Source organism: Microcystis sp. M49636_WE2, from assembly GCF_030065375.1.
Classification (GTDB): domain Bacteria; phylum Cyanobacteriota; class Cyanobacteriia; order Cyanobacteriales; family Microcystaceae; genus Microcystis; species Microcystis aeruginosa_C.
On sequence record NZ_JASJFG010000538.1, the window covers coordinates 1 to 1,612 of the forward strand.

Annotated in this window: 2 protein-coding genes; one reads left to right on the forward strand and one right to left on the reverse strand. The window is 45.5% G+C overall.

Annotated features, from left to right (window positions below):
* The first annotated feature begins 33 nt into the window (after window positions 1–33).
* Window positions 34–795: a 1-(5-phosphoribosyl)-5-[(5-phosphoribosylamino)methylideneamino]imidazole-4-carboxamide isomerase gene (hisA, locus tag PX484_RS12480; protein ID WP_004268779.1), complete on the forward strand. Its 762-nt coding sequence runs from the start codon at window positions 34–36 to the stop codon at window positions 793–795.
* Here the strand turns inward: hisA and PX484_RS12485 are convergent.
* Window positions 792–1,612 (reverse strand): HlyD family secretion protein (locus PX484_RS12485; RefSeq protein ID WP_288104083.1); only part of this gene is annotated, 821 nt, incomplete at its 5' end. The two genes, hisA and PX484_RS12485, sit on opposite strands and share 4 nt — an antisense overlap.

Sequence of the window (1,612 nt, forward strand, 5' to 3'; positions counted from 1 at the left end):
AAAAACGCTCCTTAGTTAGATATTGAGAAAAACATGGAAGTTATCCCCGCTATTGATATTCTCGATGGCAAATGTGTGCGACTTTATCAGGGAGATTACCAACAATCGCAGGTTTTTAACGATAATCCCGCAATAGTGGCGCGAGAATGGGTCAATCAGGGGGCAACCAGATTACATTTAGTCGATTTGGATGGAGCCAAAGAGGGTAAATCGGTTAATTTGTCAACTATTGAAACAATTCTTAATGATATTGCCATTCCCGTACAGGTGGGGGGTGGACTGCGGGATCTAGAAACGGTGAGTAATCTCCTAAAAATCGGGGTAGAAAAGGCGATTTTAGGGACAGTAGCCGTAGAAAAGCCAGAATTAGTCAGCGAACTTTGTCAAAGCTTTCCGGGGCAAATAATTGTCGGTATTGATGCTCGCGATGGCAAAGTAGCCACGCGGGGTTGGTTAGAAACTTCCGAGGTAGAGGCGATCGCTCTTGGGCAAGATATGGCAAAAAGAGGAGCCAGCACGATTATATACACTGATATTCATCGAGATGGCACGCTTTCTGGCCCTAATCTCGCCGCTTTGCGAGAATTAGCCGAATCTGTCGAAATTCCCGTAATCGCCTCCGGGGGTATTAGTTCCCTGACAGACTTACTGAGTTTATTGTCTTTGGAACCTTTAGGAGTAACGGGAGTAATCGTAGGCCGCGCTCTTTATACCGGTGCAGTTAACCTCTCGGAAGCGATTAACGCCATCGGTTCGGGCCGTTGGCAGGATGTACCCCCGAATTTTTTCGCTTAACGGACTTGTTTGAGAGTATCCACCTGTTTATTGAACATATCGGTAAATAGTCCCAAAACGGTGCGATTTTCATTGACTTTGATGTTAACGCTCACGGACATCCCCGATTGCAGGGGTAGAGTGGATTGATCTTTCAAAACTAAATCTTGACTGTTCAAGCGTACCCGGACAGGGAACCGATAAAAACGGTGATTTTCATCGGGAGGTAAAGCATCGGAACCGATCGAGATTACTTCTCCCTTAATATCGCCGTATTCACTATAAGAAAAGGAATCAATGCGAATATCAGCTTTTTGTCCCTCGCGCACAAAACCGATGTCTTGGTTAGTCACGTCCACCTCTGCCACTAAACAACCTTTAGCGGCATCTTTCACCTCAGTGGGACAGCCATCGGGAACAAGTTTTAATAATGCTTCCGCTTGACTTGGTTGGGGAACAAACCCGGGCCGGGCCTTGAGATCGAAGACCACACCATCAATCGGGGCGGTAATTTTTTGATATTTAATCGTCTGTTGTGCTTGACTAATTTCACTATCTAACTCAGCAATGCGCTTGTTATTATCAATGATAACGCGACTGATCTGACTATCGATTTCAGCGATCCGTTTGTAATTGTCCGCCATTTTATCGCGCACATCTTTTTCCGTGATTACCGTGGTATTAATCAGCTTTTCTCGCGCTTGGGAGATCAACAGGAAATAACGCTTTTCTTCCTGTTCCAGGCGGGAAATTTCGGCGATGCGGGTTTGTACTTCTTTCTCTTGTTTTTCTCGATCGATTTTGCCGTTAGCCTCTTGCTGCTGTAATTCATTCTGGC

Bases quoted from the DNA above. Each gene is read 5' to 3' on its own strand.
- hisA (WP_004268779.1), top strand. From the start codon at position 34: ATGGAAGTTATCCCCGCTATTGATATTCTCGATGGCAAATGTGTGCGA.